This window comes from Aurantimonas sp. HBX-1, assembly GCF_021391535.1.
Classification (GTDB): Bacteria; Pseudomonadota; Alphaproteobacteria; order Rhizobiales; family Rhizobiaceae; genus Aurantimonas.
The window spans coordinates 3,007,637-3,029,179 of the sequence record NZ_CP090066.1 but is presented as its reverse complement, the minus strand read 5'-3'; the positions used below and the strand labels follow the sequence as shown (position 1 = coordinate 3,029,179).

Here is a 21,543-nt window from a genome sequence, read left to right as displayed (position 1 = left end):
CCGTCAGTTGCTCCACGCGACGTCGGTCAGGTCGTTGGAGGGGATCGGCTCGTTCTCCCACAGGCCGGTGAGCGCGGCGTTCCAGACGCCGAGCTTGGGCATCACGAAAAGGTAGAGGGCCGGCACCTCGTCGGCGAGGATTCGCTGGGCGTCGCCGTATCGGGCGAGCCGCTCCTCGGGATCGGTGGCGGTCTCCGCCGCGACGATGGCGGCGTCGAAGGCCGGATTGGCATAGCCGAAATAATAGTCCGGCCGCGCATAGATGCCGATGTCGAGCGGCTCGGCATGCGCGACGATGGTCATGTCGAAATCGTGCCGGGTGAACACCTCGTCGACCCACCGCGCCGGAAACTCGGTGGGCACGATCTCGAGCGTCACGCCGATCTCGGCAAGGAAGGCCTGCAGCACCTCGGCGGAGCGGATGGCGTAGGACATCTGCGGCGTCTTGATCGACAGCGAAAAGCCGTCCGGATAGCCGGCTTCCGCCAGCAGCCGCTTCGCCGCTGCCGGATCGTAGGGATGCACCGCGGTCAGATCGACATAGCCCGGATCGTTCGGCGTGTAGTGGCTGCCGATCGGCTCGCCGTAGCCGGCATGGACGCCTTCGATCAGGGCGTTGCGATCGACCGCCATCATCAGCGCCTGGCGCACGCGCGGATCGTCGAACGGGGCCTTGCGGCCGTTCAGCCCGGCGACGACCTTGAGCTCGGTATTGCCGACGACCGTGGTGAGGTCGGCCTCGTCTTCCAGCGCGGCGTAGAGTTCCGGCGCGGCGAATTCCGGAATGGCGTCTATGTCGCCGCTGCGGATCGCCGCCGCCTGCGCCTGCGGATCGGCGAGGAAGCGGAACGTCGCGGCCGCCAGCGCCGGCCGGTCGTCCGGGTTCCAGTAGTCGTCCCGGCGGCGCAGCTCGATGCGGTCGCCCTGCCGCCATTCGGCGAGCTCGAACGGCCCTGTGCCGACCGGTCGGACATTGTTGGTCGCCGCCGAACCGGGTTCGACCATCACCGCCGCCGGCCAGGCGAGCCAGTAGAGCAGGTTGCCGGTCGGCTGCGACAGCGTCACGGTCAGCGTTTGCGGGTCGGTCGCCTCCACCGAGAGGATCGTCGCGAAGAACTGCTTCTGCGGGTTGGTCGAGGCCTCGCCCCGGGCCCGGTCGAGGGTGAATTTCGCCGTCTCGGCGGTGAACGCCACGCCGTTGGAGAAGCTGACGTCGTCGCGGAGCGTGAAGACGTAGGTGAGGCCGTCCTCGGAAATGCTCCATTCCCGCGCCAGCTGCGGCTGGACCGCGCCGTCGCGGTCGATCCGCGTCAGCCCCTCGTAGATGTTCTGCCAGGTCACCTGGCCGATGGCGACCGGGGCCGCGGCGGTCGGATCGAGGCCCGCCGGCTCGATCGCCATGCCGACGGTGACGGTGTCGCGGGGCTGGGCCAGGACGGCGCCCGGAAAGGCAGCCGCCACCAGCATCGCAAGGGCGGCGAGGACCGGAAGTCCGGCAGGACGGATCGGCATGGAACGGCTCCGGGATGCATGGGGAAACCAGATGACGCGAGCGCGGCCGGCGCGTAGGCTCGCCGGCATTCGGACAAAAAACCTTTCGGGGTGCAAGGCCTCGCCTCGCCCCGGCTGCCCGGTCAGGCCGGGACGCGGAGCCAGTAGATCCGCAGCGGCTGGGCGAGGATCTTGCCGCCCGCCGGGCCGGCCACCGCGCCGGCCTCGAAGAGCCGCGCCACCTCGTCGCGTCTTTCGGCGACGATCGCAGCCCGTGCCGGGGCGATGGCGACCAGCCGCGCGATGAACGCCTCGACGTCGGCGTATGGCTCCTGGCGCTGGTAGACGACGTTGCCGCGCAGTTCGAGCAACCGGTTCCGCACCGCATCGGCGACGGCGCGCGCCGCGGCGTCCCGGATCGCCGTCTCGTCTTCCACCGGCCGCATCGCCTCGAAATGCGGCCCTTCCGCCAGCGGCTCAACCACGAAGACCGCGCCGCCGCGGCGGGTGACCCGTGCGGCTTCCGCGAGCGCCGTCGCCATGCCGTCCACGGGAACATGATGCAGCGAGTTGAGGAACACCGCCGCGTCGAAGCTGCCGTCCGGATAGGGCAGGGCCTCGGCGGTGCCGACAGAGAACTGCGCGTCCGGAACCTCGCTCTTGGCCTGCCCGATCGCGTCGGCATTCGGGTCGATCCCGGTGACGGCGTAGCCGCGCTCGCCGAGTGCCCTGGCGAGCTTGCCGCTGCCGGTGCCGATGTCGAGCACCGTGCGCGCCTTCTCCTCGGCCAGACCCGCTGCGATGACCGCGGCCGTGTCGCCGGCCGCGAAGGCCTTGTCCAGAATGCCCGGCGTCGTCATGCCCGTCTCCCTGCCTGCGGGGCCCAGCCCCCCGTCGTGCCGACATAGGCGAAGCCGGGCAAAAGAGCGAGGCCGGAGCGATTCCGGTTTGACCCGTGCCAGGGCCGTGCGACGCTTGCGTGCGCTACCGGTGCCCCATCGGCCGCTCGCGCCTTGCGCGAAGGCCTGCCACCGTGACGGAGACCCCATGAGCATCCGCAATTTCGACGCGATCTTCTCGCCCCGCGCCATCGCCCTTGTCGGCGCCAGCAACGAGCCGGGGACGGTCGGGCGGGTGTTGGCGGAGAACCTGCTGCGCGGCGGGTTCGCCGGACCGGTGATGACCGTCAATCCGCATGAATTCGCCATCCAGTCGACGCTGAACTACCGCTCGATCGAGGCCTTGCCGGTCACGCCGGACCTCGCGGTGGTGGCGACGCCGGCGGCCTCTGTGCCGGGCGTCATCGGCGAGCTGGCGCGGCGCGGCTGCCGTGCCGCCGTGGTGATCAGCGCCGGGCTGGGGGTCGACGCGGACGGCCGCGACCTCAAGCAGGCGATGCTGGATGCCGCCCGGCCGCATCTGATGCGCATCGTCGGGCCGAACTGCATCGGCGTGATCTCTCCCGCGAAGGGGATCAACGCCAGCTTCGCGCATCTGACGCCGCGCTCCGGCGACATCGCCCTCGTCAGCCAGTCCGGCGCCATCGTCACCTCGGTGCTCGACTGGGCGGACGAGCGCGGCATCGGCTTCTCGCACGTGATGTCGCTCGGCGACATGGGCGACGTCGATTTCGGCGACATGCTGGACTTCCTCGCCGGCGACCGGGCGACGCGCTCGATCCTGCTCTATGTCGAGAACGTCACCCACGCGAAGAAATTCATGTCCGCCGCGCGCATCGCCGCCCGCGCCAAGCATGTCGTGGTGATCAAGGCGGGGCGCAGCGCCGAGGGCGCGCGCGCCGCCCAGTCGCATACCGGGGCGCTGGCCGGATCCGACGTCGTCTACGACGCCGCCTTCCGCCGCGCCGGCCTGTTGCGGGTCGGCCAGCTCGACGAGATGTTCGAGGCGGCCGCGACGCTGGCGACACGGCTGCGCGTCGTCGACGACCGGCTGACCATCCTGACCAATGGCGGCGGCGCCGGCGTGCTGGCGGTGGACGCGCTGGAGGCCGAGGGCGGCCGGCTGGCGCAGCTCAGCGAAGCGGCGATCGCCCGGCTCGACGCGGTGATGCCGGCGGCCTGGTCGCGCGGTAACCCCGTCGACATCGTCGGTGATGCCGACGGCGCACGCTACGCCGCGGCCCTCGCCGTGCTCGGCGAGGAGCAGGACAGCGACGCGATCCTGGTGATCAACTGCCCGACCGCCGTCGCCGACCCGATGCAGGGGGCGCTGGCGGTGGCCGAGGCGACGGTGCAGCGGCCGGGCCTGCCGATCCTGACCACCTGGCTCGGCGGCACCGCGGCGGCGCCGGCGCGGGACTTCTTCGCCACCCGGAAGATCGCCACCTTCGACGGGCCGGACAAGGCGATCCGCGCCTTCATGCATCTTCACCGCTACCGGCGGAACCAGGAGATGCTGATGGAGACGCCGGCGGCGGGCGTGGTGATCAGCCCGGCCGATCTGGAGGCGGCACGCACGCTGGTGCGGCAGGCGCTGGCAGCCGGAAGCACCATGCTCACCGAGCCGGAGTCCAAGCAGCTGCTGGCGCTGTTCGGCATCCCGATCGTCAGGACGCTGCTGGCCGCGGCCCCGGAGGCAGCCGCCGCACGCTTCGCCGAAATCGGCGGGCCGGCCGTGCTGAAGATCGTCTCGCCGGCGATCAGCCACAAATCCGATGTCGGCGGGGTACGCCTCGACATCCGCTCCGCCGACGAGATGGCGGCGGCGGCCAAGGCGATGCTGCAGTCGATCCGCCAGGCGATGCCGGACACGCCGCTCGACGGCTTCTCGGTGCAGCCGATGGTGGTCCGTACCGACGCGCAGGAACTCATCGCCGGCATCGCGTCAGACCCGACCTTCGGCCCGGTCGTGCTGTTCGGGCGGGGCGGCAAGGCGACGGAAGTGATCGGCGACCGGGCGATCGGCCTGCCGCCGCTGAACTCGGTGCTGGCGCGGGAAATGATCGTCTCGACCCGGATTTCCAAGCTGCTCGCCGGCTTCCGCGACGTGCCGCCGGTCCCCCTGGACAAAATCGCCGACGTGCTGATCCGCCTGTCCGAACTGGCGGTGCTGCTGCCGGAAGTCGCCGAGCTCGACATCAACCCGCTGCTCGCCAATGCTGGCGGGGTGATCGCCCTGGATGCCCGGGTCAGCATCCGTGCCGTCGCGGGGGCGGTCGTCGGCCCGGCCATCCGGCCCTACCCGCGGGAATTCGAGCAACGCATCGAGATCGGCGACGGCACGAAGCTGCTGCTGCGGCCGATCCGCCCGGAGGACGAGGGGGCGCTGGTCGCGATGGTCGAGCGCTGCACGCCGCGCGACCTGCGGCTGCGGTTCATGGGGCAGATGCGGGCCTTCCCGCACCAGACAGCCGCGCGCTTCTCGCAGATCGACTACGACCGGGAGATGGCGCTGGTGGCGATGGGGGAGGCCGATGCAAGCGGCACGGTCCCCATCCTCGGCGTGGTGCGGCTGGTTTCGGACCCCGAGAACGAGGCGGCCGAGTTCGCGGTGCTGGTGCGCTCCGACATGAAGGGCCGTGGGCTCGGCTACCGGTTGATGACGGCGATCCTCGACTATGGCCGGCGGCGGGGCCTGAAGCGCATCTACGGCGAAATACTGCGCGAGAACGCCACCATGCTGCGCATGGCCCGGGAACTCGGCTTCGAGACGGCGGATACCGATCCGCAGGACGACACGGTCAAGGTCGTGGTGGCGGTCGACAGCCTGCCGGCCGGATGACGGCGCGGCCGCGTCCCATCAGGCCTCGCCGGCGTCCCTGATCCAGGCAATGGCGTCGTTCAGGGTCGGAAAGGGCGGTGGCTTGGTGGCGGTCGGATCGCAGGGTCCGAAGCCAGCTTCCAGGAACCAGTGTCCCTCATGCGAACCGTAGTGCTCTCCGCTGAGGCGGGTGAGGACCGCGACAAGGACGCCATCGACGAAGACCAGCTGGCCATCCAGCCGTTCCGGTCCGCAGGCGATCGGCGCGGCCTGGCATGAGAGAGCTTGTTCCACCGGTCGCGATCCCGTCCATGATTGACTGGGACAATACGCCGCGTGGCGTGTGCGGTTCACCGGAAAGCCGTAAATCTCGTGAGCCGGGAAACCATCTTCGCGCCGTCCGAGCGCGGGTGCGGAACCGATCCGGCGCCGCGCCGCGCGATGATCGACATGCGGCGCGACGGCCGATCCGCACCGCGGACTTGCCGACACCGCTGCAGCGCCCGACGCCGCGGCACCCCAAGGCGGGTCGCGGCATTCGACCAGGATGAAGGCGATGGATCAGGGCTGCGTCGCTGCCGGCGGCGCGGCGGCCGGCTGTTGGGGAACCGGAGCCCCGGAAGGGGAAGGCTGTTGTGGCTGCAGGCTGTCGTCGGCGGGTCCGCTCTTGCGCAGATCGTAGAGAATCAGTCCGGCAATTCCCGCCGCGACGATCGCCAGCACCACATAGCCGGCGGCCGATCTGTCGGAAGCGGAACGATCCTCGTAGTCGTTATCTCCCGGCATGACGTTCCTCCCGGACTTTCCTCGCCACTGCGAGCATAAGCCGGGGGCGTGCGCCACAAGGGGCGGCGCACGCCGATCGCTATCAGTCGGCCGACGGGACGGCGACCGGGTCCGCGGCCGGCGCGGTGCCGGTGGTGGCCGCCGGCTCTTCGGTGACGACCGGAACCGTCTCGGTTTCCGGCTCGTCGAAGGTGCCGAGCGCCCAGGCCAGCACGAGCAGGCCGAGGATCACGGCAAGGGCGATGCCGATCATCTTGCCCATGCTGCTCTTTTTATCGGGAGTGGTGACTTTTGGATCGCGATAGTTGCTCAAGGGATCATTCCTTCGTTAAATTTCGGGTGCGGACAGGGATCAGTATTCGCTCAGCGGCGAACGGCGGCGATACGACCGCATGTCCGAACCGGCATAGGCGGGATCACGCTCGCCGCGCATGGCAGGGTCGACGGTGCCGCGGCTGTCGCTGGGCGCCAGGAAGTCGACATCGTCGAATTCCCTGTCACGCGCATCGAGATCGTACGCTTCTGCTTCCGGACGCCGCATGATCGCCTGGACACGCTCGACCCGGTCGTCATCGACATTGACGGAGACGACGTAGTCGCCGTGCCGGATGCTGGCCTGGTAGGTCCGGACATCGGTTTCCGGCAGATGCAGGTCGTGGATCGCGTCGTCGTAGCGCCTGTCATCGGTGTCGGCCGCGCCGACCGCGCGATCGTGATCCGGGATGACGTGGATGTGGCTGCGGGACACGCCTTCCGCCTCAAGCTCCTGGCGGACCAGTTCGGCGACGGCGTGCGTACGGTAGATGGCGGTAATGTTGCGGTTCATGTCTTTCCTCCTGGAACATCGTTGTTGGGAGGCTAACCCCACGATCCCTCAGGAGTTCCATTCCGCACAGCGCGAATGTCGCGACGCATGACAGGTAATGATCGGATGATATCGAGCGAAAATACAATCAATACGAAAAATAGTATCTGAAGCCGCTCCGATAAACCGGAGAAATACACAAATTTACTAAAGGATATCGCGGAAAATTTCGCACCCCGGCCATCGGTCGCTACGGCGTGGCGGATCAGGAGGCGCGGATTTCGCCGGGCGCAACGCCAATTTCGCACCGCGTCGTCCGGTGTTCGGTGCCCTCTGGCCGATGCAGCACGACCCGGTTGCGCCCCGCCTGCTTGGCCAGGTACAGCGCCTCGTCGGCCCGGCGCTGCAGCTGTTCCGGCGAGACGTCGGCGGCGCCCGGTCGCCGCACCGCAACGCCGATGCTGAGCGTGACCGATGGCGAGACGCGGGACGTCGGGTTGCACAGTGCCGCCGCCTCGACGGCCTCGCGAATGCGCTCGGCCACCTCGAGTGCATGCCGCTCGCCGGTCGCGGGCAGGACCACGAGGAACTCCTCGCCGCCGTAGCGGGCCATCTGGTCCTGATCCTGCCGCAGGCAGCCCTGGATGACCTTTGCCACCTCGACCAGACAGCGGTCCCCCTCGGCGTGGCCGAGATGGTCGTTGAGGTTCTTGAAGTCGTCGAGATCGCACATCAGCAGGGCGGCGCCGGAGGGGGCGGCGCTGCCGCGCGCCCAGAGGTCGTCGAGGATTTCCTTCATCCAGCGCCGGTTCGCGGCCCCGGTGAGCGGGTCGGTGCGCGCCAGCTGCTCGAGCTGGTGATTGGCTTCGGCCAGATCGGCGACGAGCTTCCTGTCGCGCAGTTCCAGCAGGAAGGCCTTCTGCGCCAGGATCGTCATCGTGCGCCGCGCCACCACCGTGGCGATGATGCCGCTGACGAAGAACAGCGCCCCGTCCACCGCGCTCCAGATGTCGACGCCCGGATTCTGGAACTGGAACACGACGTAGAGCCCGAGGGCCAGCACGGCGATCGCGATGGTCCACAACATCGGGACGGCGAAGATGATGATGCTGGTGATCGCCACGAACAGCATGATGTTGAGATGGCGTTCGTAGAACTCGCCTCCCGCACTGGCGCCGACCAGCGCGATGGAAAGGAGCATGAGGAACATGCCGCCGATCAGCGAGACACCCTGCAGCCAGAACGCCCGCGGTTTCCGCCAGGCAAACCACACCGCGATCGCCGCCGGCGGGAGCAGGGCGCCGGGCAGCAGCATCCTGGCGGACACCGCCTGCGGCAGCGTCACCACGCTGACGACGGAGGTCACGACGGCCAGAAGCAACACCCATTTCATCCAGGAACGGATGACCTTCGCCGTCTGCGGCCAGGTGCGCTCGAGGAACAGGCGGCGGATCTCGCCCTTCAGGCGGATGTCGCGGGTCCTTCCGCCGAGCAGCCGCTCGACCTCGGCCATGATCGCGGCACCCGGCGCGTCCCGACGCGCACGACGATGCGCGTTCGGCGCGTCGACCGGGGCAGTATGCTCCTGAATGTTCATGGCAGCCAGTTGTCGAAGGCGTCGCCGTGGCAATCTCGGCGGCCTTCGGAAAATCGAACGCGATTCCTGCGTCCGGCGCAAGTCTCGTCACGTGCCGATATAGGGCAGCACCTGGTCGATTGTACCGCCGCCGGCGCGAATTGCAGCGCCCGGCCTCCGGTTCGCCGTGCCCGGCGGATGGGGAGAGTCGGCGCGGACGCCCGCTGTCGGAGCGTGCCCGGACCGGCCGGTCGCGTCGCGAGGCTGCCCGGGGCCGGCACCGCCGATGCGATCGGCGCGGCGTTACCTAGGTAGTCTAGCGAGGATGTCTCGGTAGTGGGGGATCGGATGGTGGGCGTGACAGGGATTGAACCTGTGACCCCTTCGATGTCAACGAAGTGCTCTCCCGCTGAGCTACACGCCCATCCGACGGAGCGGCATAGATCACAGGACCGAAGCCGCCGTCAATAGGCTTCCGCCGGGGGGCGGGGCCGTCGTCGCGCAGAGCCTGCGGGTCAGGCCGCGTCGGCGAGCATTTTCGCCACTTCGTCCACCAGTTCGCGCAGGTGGAACGGCTTCGAGAGGATCTTCGCGTCCTTCGGAGCCTTGGAATCGGGATGCAGCGCGACGGCCGCGAAGCCGGTGATGAACATGACCTTGAGGTCGGGATCGAGCTCGGTGGCACGCCGTGCCAGCTCGATACCGTCCATCTCCGGCATGACGATGTCGGTCAGGAGCAGCGAGAACGGCTCCTCGCGGAGACGCTCATAGGCACTGCCGCCATTGTCGTAGGTGACGACCTCGTAGCCGGCGCGCTCCAGCGCCTTGGCGAGGAAGCGGCGCATGTCGTTGTCGTCTTCGGCCAGTAGGATCTTTGACATTCACGTTATCCGGATGCGTCCGGGGCAAAGTTCCCGGCGGTGGTTCGTTCATGAGCCATTTCCATAGCAGAATGCCCCAACATTTTCTAAAAGGAATGGGCCGCCCCTCACGGCGGACGAGATATTTTTATCGTCGCGGTCAACGGAAGGAGCGAGATTGGGGAACGTGCCAACAGTCAGGACCGCCAGCGGCGACGTCGCGGCCTTTGAACTCATCGAACCTGCCGACGCGCGCATCCCCTTCGTCTTCTGCTCGCCCCACAGCGGCCGCGACTACCCGCTGGACCTGATCGCGGCGACGCGGCTGAACAGCGACACGATTCGCCGCTCGGAAGATCTCTTCGTCGACAGCCTGTTCGACTTCGTCTCGGGCCTCGGGGCGCCGTTGCTGGCGGCCCGCTTCCCCCGCGCCTATCTCGACGTCAACCGCGAGCCCTACGAGCTCGACCCCGCGATGTTTTCCGACACGCTCCCCGATTTCGCCAATGCCGGCTCCATCCGGGTCGCCGGCGGCCTCGGCACGATTCCGCGGATCGTGGCCGAGAACGAGGAGATCTACAGGGCGCCACTGGCGCTGGACGAGGCGCTGCGGCGGATCGAGACGGTCTACAAGCCGTTCCATCGCGCGCTGGAGGAGGCGCTGGAGCGGACCCGCGACCGATTCGGCATGGCGATCCTGATCGACTGCCACTCCATGCCCTCGAGCGTGCGTGCGCTGCCGGGCGGCCGGCGGCCGGACATGGTGGTCGGCGACCGATTTGGCACCAGCGCGGCGGGCCGGCTCGTCACCATCGCCACCTCCCGCCTGGCGGGGCTCGGCTACGACGTCGCCCGCAACAAGCCCTATGCCGGGGGCTTCATCACCGAACGCTACGGGCGCCCGCCGGTCGGCTTCCACGCCATCCAGATCGAGATTAATCGGGGCCTCTATGCCGACGAGCGCGCCTATCGGCCGCACGAGGGCTTCGCGGTGCTGAAGGATCGGCTGGGGGCGTTCGTGGCGGGCTTTGCCGCCGACGTGGAGGCGGAGTATCTGCGGCCGGCCGCCGCTGCGGCGGAATGAGCGGCAAGGCCCAACGGCGCGCAAAAAAGAACCGCACTGCGCTGAACAGTGCGGTCTAGTCTAGGGAGGAAACGCCCGTAAGGGCAGCGGCACGCTAATGCCGCACTGCAAAACTACGATTCTCGCCCCTAGGTGTCAAGATAATTCTGCACTAAATCGTGCAGTCGGCGAAAGCGCCGTTTCTTTTTGCACAGCCGTGCAATGCCAGAGTTCGATCGGATCCGCATGTCCCTACCCGATGTCGACTTCCTGCTGTCGCTCGCCGACGCAGCCGATGGCGAGACGCTGCCGCGCTTCCGCAACGGCGCCAGCGTCGACAACAAGCTCGTGGCCGCCTTCGACCCGGTCACCGAGGCGGACCGCGCCGCCGAGATGGCGATCGTCGCGGCGATCCGCGACCGCTATCCGGATCACGCCGTGCTCGGCGAGGAATTCGGCGCGGCGGGGGAGGGCGACCGGCTCTGGGTGATCGACCCGATCGACGGAACGCGGGCCTTCATCGCCGGGGTGCCGGTCTGGGGCACGCTGATCGGCTTCTGCGAGGCGGGCGTGGCCCGGCTCGGCCTGATGTCGCAGCCCTTCACCGGCGAGCGCTTCTTCGCCGACGCCGAGGCGGCCTGGCACGTGCATGGAGGACAGCGCACGCAGCTGGCCGTGCGGCCGACGCAGGACATCTCGGCCGCGACGCTGTTCACCACCACGCCGCGCCTCTTCGCCGGCGACGCCCTGCGCCGCTTCGAGGCGCTGGAGGCCGAGGCGCGGCTGACCCGCTTCGGCGTCGACTGCTACGCCTTCTGCATGCTGGCGGCCGGCCATGCCGACCTGGTGGTGGAGACCGGCCTCAAGCCCTACGACATCGTCGCCCTCGTGCCGATCATCGAGCGGGCGGGCGGCGTGATCACGACCTTCGGCGGCGAACGCCCGGAAGGCGGCGGCGACATTCTCGCCTCAGCGACCCCGGCTCTCCACCGCCAGGCCCTCGACATCCTCAACGGCTGAATCGTCGTCCTCGATGACGAGGTCGGCAGCCTCGATGGCCAGTCCGTCGGACGCCTCCGCCGCGGCGCTCTCGGGCAACGGCAGGGCCGTCGCCGTGAAGGCCTCGAAGGCTTCCAGCAGCGGCTCGCGAAAGCCGTCGGCTTCCTGCAGGATCTCGTGGCGCGCGAACGGGATGGTCAGGCTCGAGCCGCTGCGCATCCGCCAGGCCAGCCGCTCGGCCGAGGCGGTGCCTACCACCGCGTCGCTGCCGGCGCAGACCATCAGGGTGGGCACCGACAGCCGGGCGATCTCGTCCGAATCGTCCAGCCGCACCATCGCGCCGGTCACCGCCGCAAGCCACGAGACGGTCGGCTTGCCGATGAACAGCGCCGGTGCCGCCTCCGCAAGGGCGCGGTTGCGGGCGAAGCGGTGGGCATCGCTCGTGAGGACGTTGTTGGCGAGGGTCATGCCGCCGCGCGGAACCATCCGCATCGGCACCGCCATCCGGCCGAGCCCGATCAGCCGCGCGGTCCTGGCGATGCGGTTCAGCGCCCGCGTGCCCAGCCGGCGCCGCTTGAACGCGATGAGCGGCGCGCAGAGCACCATGCGCTCGACGATGTTGGCGAGGCGCGCCGAGGCGCGCAGCGCCACCAGCGCGCCCATCGAGTGGGCGAGGATGGCGTAGGGCCCGCGACAGTCGGGCAGCACGATTTCCTGGATGACGCATTCGAGGTCGCCGACATACTGGCCGAAATGCCGGACATGACCGAGGGTGCTGCCGCGCAGCAGGCGACCCGATCCGCCCTGGCCGCGCCAGTCGAAGGTCACCACGGCGTAGCCGCGGCGGTTGAGATCGGTGATCGTCTCGAAATACTTCTCGATCGCCTCGTTGCGGCCCTGCAGCAGGATGACGGTGCCGCGGGTGGCGTCGAGCAGGCTGGGCGAGACGGCGCAGCGCAGCCGTACCCCGTCGAGCGCCCGAAGGGTCTGCACGGTGATGCCGGCGGGGGCCGGATTGCCCTCGACCAGGACGAGTTCGGTGGGATCGTTGGTGGCGCTCATCGTCCGGGGCTCGGCTCGAAGACGTCGACGCCCGCTCCGGCCTTTCCGGAAACGGTGCACGACGACCGGCTTGTAGGCGGCCTGCCGCGACCGGTCAAAGCCTGCGTCGTCCGTGGGCTCGTGTCGCGATGGGTGCAGGTTCCGCGCTGGGAGAGGGAGGAGGCCGGGAACCTGTTTCCAGGCTCCCGGCCGGAGCGGCCACAGCGGAAGGGACGGGACGCTGCGACCGTTTGACGGCCCGCACGTCGGGCGGCGGGCAAACGGTGGGTCGCCGGCCCTTCCTGCGCCTTGCTGGGCGGAGTGAACCGGTCGACCATGGCGCCGAATATGCGGCCCGGGATGTGAACGCTGCCGGAAGGCTGCGTTCATCCGGGGTTCACATCGCCGGCCGCCGCCAGGCGCATCTAAAAAGCGCCGTGACGGCGATGCGATCGAGTTGAAAAAAACCTCTTGAACCGGAAATTCCGGTCCACCATTTTTCTCCTGCGGTCGCCTCGAAAGGGGCCGCGGACCGGAGGCGTCGCCCATGGCGGGATGCCGTGCCGTGTCCACAACGCCAACGTTGCTCAATAGGAGAACACCATGCGTCACATCGACTTTGCCCCGCTCTATCGCTCGACCGTCGGCTTCGACCGGCTGTTCTCGATGCTGGACAGCGTCTCCCAGCCGGACAACGGCCAGACCTATCCGCCCTACAACATCGAGCGGACCGGCGAGAACGCGTACCGCATCACCATGGCCGTCGCGGGCTTCGGCGAGAGCGAACTCTCGATCGAGTCGCGCGAGAACGTGCTGACGGTGAAGGGTGAGAAGGCTGAGCCGAAGGATGAGGAGGCGTACGAGACGCTCTATCGCGGCATTGCCGGCCGCGCGTTCGAGCGCCGCTTCCAGCTCGCCGAATATGTCGAGGTGAAGGGTGCCAGCCTGAAGAACGGGCTGCTGCACATCGATCTGGTGCGGGTCATCCCGGAGGCGATGAAGCCGCGCAAGATCGACATCGCGACCGTCGGCAACGAGAACGCCCGGCAGATCGAGGCGAACGCCGCCTGAGGTCGTATCCCGCGGAAACAGCGACGGCGCCCGATGAGGGCGCCGTTCTTGTTTTTGGAACCGGATCGGGGCGCGTGCGCCCGGTTGCTCGGCTCTAGGATTCGTGAACATCCGGCTGGCCGACGCGGGCAGCGCGCCGGGCGTCCGCCATCATGCCGGGATGATCGCCGCTGGCGCCGCCGGGGGCGGCGTTGCGGGCCGTGGTCCAGCCGTCCATCCAGGCCGCCCGCAGGGGCGATCCGACCGGGTACTCGCAGGACGACATCGGGTGGTTGTGCTGGAAGGCGAGCTTTCCTTGCTCGTAAGCGTCTGTGGACATGACAGCCTCCTTTGCTCAGGAAGGAATCGCGCCCGCGCCGGTTGGTTCCGTCACTTTTCGATCGTGGCCTCAGGCCAGCAGCCGGCTGAAACGCTCGATCTCGGCTTCCTCGGTCGACCAGCTGGTGACGAGGCGCACGAGCGTCTCGTTCTCGCCGATCAGCTCGTGCAGCGCATGGGGCGCATTCCAATCGTAGAACACCGCGCCCTCGGCCCGCAACCGCTCCGCCGTCGGCTTCTCCAGAATGGCGAAACTCTCGTTGGTGTGCGTCTCCCAGGCCTGGCGCGCATGCTGGCTGGCGTCGATGCCGGCCCGCAGCCTGTCGGCCATGGCGTTGGCGTGGGCGGCAAGCTCCAGCCACAGGCCGTCCTCGAAATACGCCATGAACTGGGCGGCGACGAAGCGCGTCTTGGAGAACAGCTGGGCGCCGCGCTTGCGGATATAGGGAAACTGGCGGGCGCGTTCCGGCTCGAAGAACACCACCGCCTCGGCGCACCAGCAGCCGTTCTTGGTCGCCCCGAAGGAGAGGATGTCGACGCCGCGCTTCCAGGTCATCTCGGCCGGCGACAGCCCGGTGGCAACGAGGCCGTTGGCAAAGCGTGCGCCGTCCATGTGCAGGGCGAGACCGCGGCCGTGCGCGATCCTGGCGATCGTCTCGATCTGGTCGGCGGAATACAGCGTGCCGGCTTCGCCGGGCTGGCTGACCGAGACGGCCATCGGCTGGCCGGCATGGACGAAATCGGGTTTGAATCGATCGATCTCGCGCTGCAGATTGACCGGGTCGATGCGCCCGCCGTCGCCGTCGATCGGCGCCATCCGCGCGCCGTGCGTGAAGAACTCCGGCGCGCCGCACTCGTCCTCGATGACATGCGCCTCGCGATGGCAGAGGACGACCCCGCCGGGCCGGTTCACTGCCGCGAAGGCGAGCGAATTGGCGGCCGTGCCGGTGCCGACGAAGAACACCGCCACCTCGCGCTCGAAGATTTCGTTGAAGCGCTGCTCGACCGCGCGGTCGAGGGTACTGGCGCCGTAGGCGGCGGCCATCCCCTCGCTCTGGGCGGCGATGGCGGCGTTGATGGCGGGGTGGGCGCCGGACCAGTTGTCGGAAGCAAAGATCATGGCGCCGACCTATAATGCAGCGCGGTAAAGGGCAAGCGGCGAAGGCGTCGGGGCCCGGCAGGGGCGGTCAGTCGCGTGCCCGCATCGCCGCCCGCAGCACCCGCATCATGTCCTCGACGGCGACGGCCACCGCCTCGTCGGACTTGGCTTGCTCTGAAGCGTGGCGGACGCCTTCGGTGACGTGCTGGCCTATGACGAGGAGGGAGAACTCGCGCAAGGCGGCGGTGATGGCGTTCACCTGCTGGATCTCGTCGAGACAGTAGCGGTCCTCGGCAATCATTGCCTTGAGGCCCCGGACCTGACCCTCGATTCGGCTGAGGCGCTGCAGAAGAGGTTTCTTCTCTTCCTCGCTGCGCCTGAGTTCGATGCGGTCGCCTTCAACCGTGCTTTCGATGGCCGTGCTCCTTCGTGGCTGACCGATCAAAGCCATAGCCGACGACGAGGGGGTCGGTGAAGAGCCTGCCGGACGTCGATGCACGGGAAGGGGTCCCGCATCGCTGCGGGACCCCTCGATGCAGACTGTTACATCTGCTCCTTCTGGGCGCTGCTGTCGGGACGGGCCGGGCCGAGATCCGGGACGTCGCCGAGCGGCTGGTTCTGGAACACGGTGAACTGGCCCTTGCCGTCCATCGACGGGCCTTCGCTCCAGCGTCCGGCCGGCGGCGGCGAGCCGTCGGCTGCGGTGGCGAAGAAGTCGTAGTTGTGCTCCTGGTTCTCCTCTTCCTGCGGGAAGCTGTTCGGGATCGGCAGCGCGCCGGCATGGCCGCCGAGCTCCTCGACCACGGCCAGCCACTGCTGCTGGTGCATCGTGTCGCGGGCGATCATGAAGCGCAGCATGTCCTTCATGCCGTCGTCGTGCGCGGCGTTGAAGATGCGGGTCGCCAGCACCCGGCCGGTCGCCTCCGCAGCGACGTTGCAGTACATGTCAGCGGCGAGGTTGCCGCTGGCATAGATGTGCGACATGTCGAAGGGCACGCCATCGGCGTTGGCCGGATAGGCCGACATGCCGGTCGAAAGGATGTGTCGCTGCAGCATGCCCTCGATGACGTGGCGCGGGTTCTCGCCACCCATCACGGCGCCGACGACGCTGTCGGCGGCACCGGCTTCCTGCAGGCTCGCAGGGGCCTTCTCGAGGTTCAGCGCGACGGCGGTTGCGAGCATCTCGATATGGCCCATTTCCTCGGTCGCGGTGTGCAGCAGCATGTCGCGGTATTTCGGGTTCGGGCCACGGGCGCCCCAGGCCTGGAAGAAATACTGCATCGCCACGCGGATCTCGCCCTCGACGCCGCCGATCGCCTGCTGAAGCATGCGGGCGAAAGCCGGATCGGGCTTGCTGACCTTGACGGGATATTGAAGGCGCTTGTCATGATAGAGCATTGGTTGGGTCCCTTTGTTTCGTCTGGAGCGCGCCGCAGCTGTTGCGACTTCCACGATACTCTGGGTGAGTATGTTCTCCTGCCCGACCAACGGCTCCTGCCGGCATCGGTTCCGACAGGGGCGCTATCCCCGACGAGGCTTTCGTGACCTGGCTAGCGATCTCCGGCGAGGCGATGGAGCGTGCGGTCAGGATCAGCAGAACCCATGCCCGACGAGCCCGGTCTTGTTACCCGCCCACGCTTCTGTCATATTGCCATAGATAGGACAGTAGCACTGCCATAATATGGCGGCATCAGGCGGAACGGCGCACGCGCGCGCCGAAAAGACGCGGCCGGGTTCTATCCTTGACACCGACGGCCATGCCAAAAGGCCGATAATATGGCGAACGATGTTCGGCAGCCTTGGCGCGGCCCCCAAGGACAGATCCTGGGGGCGGCGTCGGTGCCGGACGCAACCGCGCGGCCGGCCCCGGCAGCGCGACGACGGGAGACTACGCGATGACGAAGCTGACGCCAGCACACGCCGCGCCGATCGAAGCGGCTGCCCCGGTGATCGAGACCGCCGCCGTCCGTACCGCGCCGCGCACGCTGCCGGACGCGGTGGGTCTCTACGACCCGCGCAACGAGCACGATGCCTGCGGCGTCGGCTTCATCGCCCACATGAAGAACCAGAAGTCCCATTCGATCGTCGAGAAGGGCCTGCAGATCCTGCAGAACCTGACGCATCGCGGCGCCGTCGGCGCCGATCCGCTGATGGGCGACGGTGCCGGCATGCTGGTGCAGATCCCGCACCGCTTCCTCGCCGAGGAGATGGCCGCAGAGGGCGTGACGCTGCCGGAGCCGGGCCACTACGGCGTCGGGCACGTGTTCATGCCGCAGGACGCCGAGGCCCGCCGGCATATCGAGGCGGTGTTCGAGGAAGTGGTCCGCGAGGAGGGCCAGTCGGTGCTCGGCTGGCGCGACGTGCCGGTCTCCAACGAGATGCTCTCCAAGGCCCCCGAGATCGTCGCGACCGAGCCGGTGCACCGGCAGGTGTTCATCGGCCGGGCGTCGGCGCTCGCTTCCGACGACGAGTTCGAGCGTAGGCTGTTCATCCTGCGCAAGGTCGTCTCCAACCGCGTCTATGCCGAGACCGAGGGCCGGGACATCGGCTTCTACGTCGTCTCGCTGTCGGCGCGCACGCTGGTCTACAAGGGCATGTTCCTCGCCTACCAGCTCGGCGCCTACTACAAGGACCTCACCGACCCGCGCTTCGAGAGCGCGCTGGCGCTCGTTCACCAGCGCTTCTCCACCAACACCTTCCCGTCCTGGAAGCTCGCCCATCCCTACCGGATGGTCGCCCATAACGGCGAGATCAACACGCTGCGCGGCAACGTCAACTGGATGGCGGCCCGCCAGGCGTCGGTGGATTCGGAGCTTTTCGGCAACGACATCTCCAAGCTCTGGCCGATCTCCTACGAGGGCCAGTCGGACACCGCCTGTTTCGACAACGCGCTCGAGTTCCTGCACCAGGGCGGCTACTCGCTGACCCACGCGATGATGATGCTGATCCCGGAAGCCTGGTCCGGCAACAAGCAGATGTCGCAGGAGACCAAGGCCTTCTACGAGTACCACGCAGCCCTGATGGAGCCGTGGGACGGACCGGCCGCGGTCGCCTTCACCGACGGTCGGCAGATCGGCGCGACGCTCGACCGCAACGGCCTGCGGCCGGCGCGCTACGTCGTTACCGACGACGACCTCGTCGTGATGGCTTCCGAGGCCGGCACGCTGGACATCCCGGAGGAGCGGATCGTCAAGAAGTGGCGGCTGCAGCCGGGCCGCATGCTGCTGATCGACCTGGAGAAGGGCGGCATCGTCTCCGACGAGGAGATCAAGCGCGAGATCGCTGGCGCCAACCCGTATCGCGACTGGCTGAAGAACACCCAGATCATCCTCGAGGACCTGAAGCCGGTGGCGCCGCGCGCCTCGCGCTCCGACGTCTCGTTGCTCGATCGCCAGCAGGCCTTCGGCTACACGATCGAGGACACCCGCACGCTGATGGCGCCGATGGCGACCACCGGCCAGGAAGCCATCGGCTCGATGGGCACCGACACGCCGATCTCGGCGATGTCGGACCAGTCGAAGCTGCTCTACACCTATTTCAAGCAGAACTTCGCGCAGGTCACCAACCCGCCGATCGATCCGATCCGCGAGGAGCTGGTGATGAGCCTCGTCTCGTTCATCGGGCCGCGGCCGAACATCTTCGATCTCGAAGGCTCCTCGCGCCGCAAGCGGCTGGAGGTGCGCCAGCCGATCCTGACCAACGGCGATCTCGAGAAGATCCGCAATATCGGCCATACCGAGGACCGCTTCGACACCAAGACCATCGACATGACCTACGCCGCCGAGAGCGGCGCGGGCGGCATGGCGGGCGCGCTCGACCGGCTCTGCGAGCGGGCCGAGGCGGCGGTCGTCGGCGGCTACAACATCATCATCCTGTCGGACCGGCAGATCGGCCCGGATCGCATCCCGATCCCGGCGCTGCTCGCCTGCGCCGCCGTGCACCACCACCTGATCCGCAAGGGCCTGCGCACCGCCGCGGGGCTGGTCATCGAGTCCGGCGAGCCGCGCGAGGTGCATCACTTCGCCTGCCTGGCCGGCTACGGCGCCGAGGCGATCAACCCCTATCTCGCCTTCGACACGCTGCTGGAGATGCATCGCCGCAAGGAGTTCCCGCCGGAGGTGGACGCCAGCGAAGTGGTGACGCGCTACATCAAGTCGGTGGGCAAGGGGCTGCTGAAGGTGATGTCCAAGATGGGCATCTCGACCTACCAGTCCTATTGCGGCGCCCAGATCTTCGACATCGTCGGCATGCAGTCGGACTTCGTGAAGCGCTACTTCACCGGCACGGCGACGACGATCGAGGGCGTCGGCCTCGACGAGGTCGCGCGGGAGACCACCGAGCGCCACGTCCGGGCGTTCTCCGATGATCCGATCCTCGCCCGCTCGCTCGAGGTGGGCGGCGAATATGTCTACCGGATGCGCGGCGAGAGCCACATCTGGTCGCCGGACGCCGTGGCCACGCTGCAGCATGCGGTGCGCACCGACTCCTGGGACAAGTACCAGGACTATGCCGCGATGATGAACGAGGCGGCGGTCGAAAACTCGACCATTCGCGGCCTGTTCCGCATCCGCAAGGCCGAGGAGGCCGGACGCGCCCCGATCCCGCTCGACGAGGTCGAGCCGGCGAAGGACATCGTCAAGCGCTTCGCCACCGGAGCGATGAGCTTCGGCTCGATCTCGCGCGAGGCGCACACGACGCTGGCGCGGGCGATGAACCAGATCGGCGGCAAGTCGAACACCGGTGAGGGCGGCGAGGAAGCCGACCGCTTCCTGCCGCTGCGCGACGGCTCGGCCAATCCCGAGCGCTCGGCGATCAAGCAGGTCGCCTCCGGCCGCTTCGGCGTCACGGCAGAGTATCTCGTCAACGCCGACATGCTGCAGATCAAGGTCGCGCAGGGCGCCAAGCCCGGCGAGGGCGGGCAGCTGCCTGGCCACAAGGTCGACGCGACCATCGCCAAGACCCGCCACTCGACGCCCGGCGTCGGCCTGATCTCGCCGCCGCCGCACCACGACATCTATTCGATCGAGGACCTGGCGCAGCTCATCTACGACCTGAAGAACGTCAACCCGGCGGCCGACATCTCGGTCAAGCTGGTGTCGGAAGTCGGCGTCGGCACGGTGGCCGCGGGCGTCGCCAAGGCGCGCGCCGACCACATCATCGTCGCCGGCTATGACGGCGGCACCGGTGCCTCGCCGCTGACCTCGATCAAGCACGCCGGCTCGCCGTGGGAGATGGGGCTCGCCGAGACCCAGCAGACGCTGGTGATGAACGGTCTGCGCAGCCGCGTCTGCCTGCAGGTCGACGGGGGGCTGAGGACCGGCCGCGACGTGATCATCGGCGCGCTGCTCGGAGCCGACGAGTTCGGCTTCTCCACCGCACCGCTGATCGCCGCCGGCTGCATCATGATGCGCAAGTGCCATCTCAACACCTGCCCGGTCGGCGTCGCGACTCAGGACCCGGTGCTGCGCAAGCGCTTCAAGGGCACGCCGGAGCACGTCATCAACTTCTTCTTCTACGTCGCGGAAGAGGTGCGCCTGCTGATGGCCGAGATGGGCGTTCGCCATCTTTCCGAACTGGTCGGCCGGTCCGACCTGCTCGATCGCCGCGAGATGATCGAGCACTGGAAGGCCAGGGGGCTCGATTTCTCCAAGGTGTTCCACAAGCCGGCCGCCGAGCCCGAGGAGTCGCGCTGGACGAAGCGCCAGAAGCATCCGATCGACGACGTGCTCGACCGCCGGCTGATCGCCGAGGCCGAGCCGGCGCTGACCGCCCGCCAGAAGGTGGCGATCGAGACGGCGATCACCAATGTCGACCGCTCGACTGGCGCCATGCTCTCCGGCGAGGTCGCCAAGCGCTTCGGCATGAAGGGGCTGCGGGACGACACGATCACCGTCCGGCTGACCGGCACCGCCGGCCAGAGCTTCGGCGCCTTCCTCGCCCGCGGCATCACCTTCGATCTCACCGGCGACGGCAACGATTATGTCGGCAAGGGCCTGTCGGGCGGGCGCATCGTCGTGCGGCCGCGGCCGAACAGCCGCGTCGTGCCGGAGGAGTCGATCATCGTCGGCAACACCGTGCTCTACGGCGCGATCGCCGGCGAGTGCTACTTCCGCGGCGTCGCGGGCGAGCGCTTCGCGGTGCGCAACTCCGGCGCGATCGCGGTCGTCGAGGGCGCCGGGGATCACGGCTGCGAGTACATGACCGGCGGCGTCGTGGTGATCCTCGGCCAGACCGGGCGCAACTTCGCGGCCGGCATGTCCGGCGGCGTCGCCTATGTCTACGACGAGGCCGGCGACTTCGCCGAACGCTGCAACATGGCGATGGTCGACCTGGAGCCGGTGCCCGAGGAGGACGATCTCCTCGAGAAGCTCCACCACCATGGCGGCGACCTGCAGCACAAGGGCCGCGTCGACGTCTCGTCCGACATGACCGGCCATGACGACGAGCGGCTGTTCCAGCTGATCTCCAACCATCTCCACTACACCGGCTCCGGCCGGGCCAAGGAGATGCTGGAGAACTGGGAGACCTACCGGCCGAAATTCGTCAAGGTGATGCCGGTCGAGTACCGCCGGGCGCTGCAGGAAATGGAACGCATGCGCATGGGCGTGGCGGCGGAGTAGCGGTCGCCGGGAAGAGCCGCCCGTCAGCGGGCGGTCTCTTCGCTCCGGCCGGTGCCGTCGGTCCCGGTAGCGGCAGCGACGCTGTGCGCGGCGC

The 21,543-nt window shown here is 68.3% G+C and carries 17 protein-coding genes, 1 tRNA gene and 1 pseudogene; 5 read left to right on the top strand and 14 right to left on the bottom strand.

Annotation, left to right across the window (positions count from 1 at the left end; all coding sequences use genetic code 11):
- Positions 1–3 precede the first annotated feature (3 nt).
- The gene (locus LXB15_RS14425; protein WP_370640113.1) at positions 4–1,512 is read right to left on the bottom strand and encodes an ABC transporter substrate-binding protein; all 1,509 of its coding nucleotides are present in this window, start codon (positions 1,510–1,512) and stop codon (positions 4–6) included.
- Positions 1,513–1,634: 122 nt separating this feature from the next.
- Complete coding sequence (locus tag LXB15_RS14420) at positions 1,635–2,351, bottom strand: class I SAM-dependent methyltransferase (protein WP_233949103.1); 717 nt, start codon at positions 2,349–2,351, stop codon at positions 1,635–1,637.
- A gap of 187 nt (positions 2,352–2,538) precedes the next feature.
- Between LXB15_RS14420 and LXB15_RS14415 the strand changes: the two genes are divergently transcribed.
- Positions 2,539–5,232 (top strand): bifunctional acetate--CoA ligase family protein/GNAT family N-acetyltransferase, encoded by a 2,694-nt coding sequence (locus LXB15_RS14415; RefSeq protein ID WP_233949102.1) that lies wholly within the window; start codon positions 2,539–2,541, stop codon positions 5,230–5,232.
- Between the two features lie 18 nt (positions 5,233–5,250).
- Here LXB15_RS14415 and LXB15_RS14410 read toward each other — a convergent pair whose 3' ends face one another.
- From LXB15_RS14410 to cpdR, 7 genes are all read right to left on the bottom strand, one after another.
- Positions 5,251–5,505 carry a hypothetical protein gene (locus tag LXB15_RS14410; RefSeq protein WP_233949101.1) on the bottom strand — a complete coding sequence of 85 codons (255 nt, stop codon included), beginning with the start codon at positions 5,503–5,505 and terminating at the stop codon, positions 5,251–5,253.
- 267 nt (positions 5,506–5,772) lie between these two features.
- Positions 5,773–5,997 (bottom strand): hypothetical protein, encoded by a 225-nt coding sequence (locus LXB15_RS14405; protein ID WP_233949100.1) that lies wholly within the window; start codon positions 5,995–5,997, stop codon positions 5,773–5,775.
- 82 nt (positions 5,998–6,079) lie between these two features.
- On the bottom strand, positions 6,080–6,310 hold the full coding sequence (locus LXB15_RS14400; RefSeq protein WP_233949099.1) for a hypothetical protein: 231 nt from the start codon (positions 6,308–6,310) through the stop codon (positions 6,080–6,082).
- A 39-nt stretch (positions 6,311–6,349) separates the two neighbouring features.
- A complete protein-coding gene (locus LXB15_RS14395; protein ID WP_233949098.1) occupies positions 6,350–6,823 on the bottom strand; it encodes a hypothetical protein in 474 nt (157 codons plus the stop codon).
- Between the two features lie 244 nt (positions 6,824–7,067).
- Positions 7,068–8,399: a GGDEF domain-containing protein gene (locus LXB15_RS14390; RefSeq protein WP_370640112.1), complete on the bottom strand. Its 1,332-nt coding sequence runs from the start codon at positions 8,397–8,399 to the stop codon at positions 7,068–7,070.
- A 328-nt stretch (positions 8,400–8,727) separates the two neighbouring features.
- Positions 8,728–8,802, bottom strand: a tRNA-Val gene (locus LXB15_RS14385).
- Positions 8,803–8,893: 91 nt separating this feature from the next.
- Complete coding sequence (gene cpdR, locus LXB15_RS14380; protein WP_163043860.1) at positions 8,894–9,259, bottom strand: cell cycle two-component system response regulator CpdR; 366 nt, start codon at positions 9,257–9,259, stop codon at positions 8,894–8,896.
- 166 nt (positions 9,260–9,425) lie between these two features.
- Between cpdR and LXB15_RS14375 the strand changes: the two genes are divergently transcribed.
- Positions 9,426–10,322, top strand: coding sequence for an N-formylglutamate amidohydrolase (locus LXB15_RS14375; RefSeq protein WP_370640111.1), 897 nt, complete (start codon positions 9,426–9,428; stop codon positions 10,320–10,322).
- A gap of 225 nt (positions 10,323–10,547) precedes the next feature.
- Positions 10,548–11,321: a histidinol-phosphatase gene (hisN, locus tag LXB15_RS14370; RefSeq protein ID WP_233949096.1), complete on the top strand. Its 774-nt coding sequence runs from the start codon at positions 10,548–10,550 to the stop codon at positions 11,319–11,321.
- On the opposite strand, the gene LXB15_RS14365 is transcribed toward hisN, so the two are convergent.
- Positions 11,271–12,362, bottom strand: coding sequence for an alpha/beta fold hydrolase (locus LXB15_RS14365; protein ID WP_233949095.1), 1,092 nt, complete (start codon positions 12,360–12,362; stop codon positions 11,271–11,273). The two genes, hisN and LXB15_RS14365, sit on opposite strands and share 51 nt — an antisense overlap.
- A gap of 582 nt (positions 12,363–12,944) precedes the next feature.
- Here LXB15_RS14365 and LXB15_RS14360 point away from each other — a divergent pair.
- On the top strand, positions 12,945–13,412 hold the full coding sequence (locus LXB15_RS14360) for an Hsp20 family protein (RefSeq protein ID WP_233949094.1): 468 nt from the start codon (positions 12,945–12,947) through the stop codon (positions 13,410–13,412).
- 94 nt (positions 13,413–13,506) lie between these two features.
- On the opposite strand, the gene LXB15_RS14355 is transcribed toward LXB15_RS14360, so the two are convergent.
- From LXB15_RS14355 to LXB15_RS14340, 4 genes are all read right to left on the bottom strand, one after another.
- Positions 13,507–13,731 carry an Rmf/CrpP family protein gene (locus LXB15_RS14355; protein ID WP_233949093.1) on the bottom strand — a complete coding sequence of 75 codons (225 nt, stop codon included), beginning with the start codon at positions 13,729–13,731 and terminating at the stop codon, positions 13,507–13,509.
- Positions 13,732–13,800: 69 nt separating this feature from the next.
- On the bottom strand, positions 13,801–14,850 hold the full coding sequence (locus tag LXB15_RS14350) for a low specificity L-threonine aldolase (protein WP_233949092.1): 1,050 nt from the start codon (positions 14,848–14,850) through the stop codon (positions 13,801–13,803).
- Between the two features lie 67 nt (positions 14,851–14,917).
- Entirely contained in the window at positions 14,918–15,280 is a 363-nt protein-coding gene (locus tag LXB15_RS14345) for a metal-sensitive transcriptional regulator (protein WP_370640110.1), read from the bottom strand.
- Positions 15,281–15,372: 92 nt separating this feature from the next.
- Positions 15,373–16,227 (bottom strand): manganese catalase family protein, encoded by an 855-nt coding sequence (locus LXB15_RS14340; protein WP_233949091.1) that lies wholly within the window; start codon positions 16,225–16,227, stop codon positions 15,373–15,375.
- Positions 16,228–16,817: 590 nt separating this feature from the next.
- Between LXB15_RS14340 and gltB the strand changes: the two are divergent.
- Positions 16,818–21,449, top strand: a pseudogene (gltB, locus tag LXB15_RS14335) (glutamate synthase large subunit); the annotation flags it as partial.
- Positions 21,450–21,543 lie beyond the last annotated feature (94 nt).